At 55.3% G+C, this 568-nt stretch carries 1 protein-coding gene; it reads right to left on the reverse strand.

The genetic code is table 11. The features are described 5' to 3' along the window. The coding region (locus CFB89_RS33875) for a phage late control D family protein (protein WP_179233587.1) at positions 1-568 on the reverse strand (568 nt) is incomplete at both ends.

Here is a 568-nt window from a genome sequence, read left to right on the forward strand (position 1 = left end):
CGTACTGCTCGCCCAGCCCCGGCACATCGTCAAGATCGAACGCGGGCATCGTGACGTGCTTCGAAAGGTCCGGACGCTTGTAGTCGAATGTGCCCGTATCGAGTTCGGCCGACTGAATTTCTTGCGAGTCGATCCACTCACTCAGGCCGTCGAATTCCTCGTCTTGTACCGAGCGGCTAAACAAAATGGTCTTTTGCTTTAACTCGGGAACCGAGAAAAGATCGTCCATGATGACGACCTTGTGAGACTTGCCGTCCTGCGCGATATCGAAACGCGGAAAAAGACCGAGTTCTTCAAAGGTGCGGTGGACGTAATTCCAGTCGGATTCCCATTGCATCCGCTGAGAATACGAGCGCAACGATTGACGCAGTTGCCAAGTAAAGTTACCGGTCGCCTGCGGATACTTTCCCAGCACATCGGACACGGTTTGTTGCGCAGGCGTCTCGATCCAGTCGCGTCGGTCACTGCCGAGGCGCAGCAGCGCGAGAAATGAATTGAAGCGGAGTTGATAGTACGTATTGGCTCCGTCCCCGCCCAAGCGGCTGAACGCCGTCACATAACCGTGAAT

The organism is Burkholderia sp. AU16741 (assembly GCF_002223345.1).
GTDB lineage: Bacteria > Pseudomonadota > Gammaproteobacteria > Burkholderiales > Burkholderiaceae > Burkholderia > Burkholderia sola.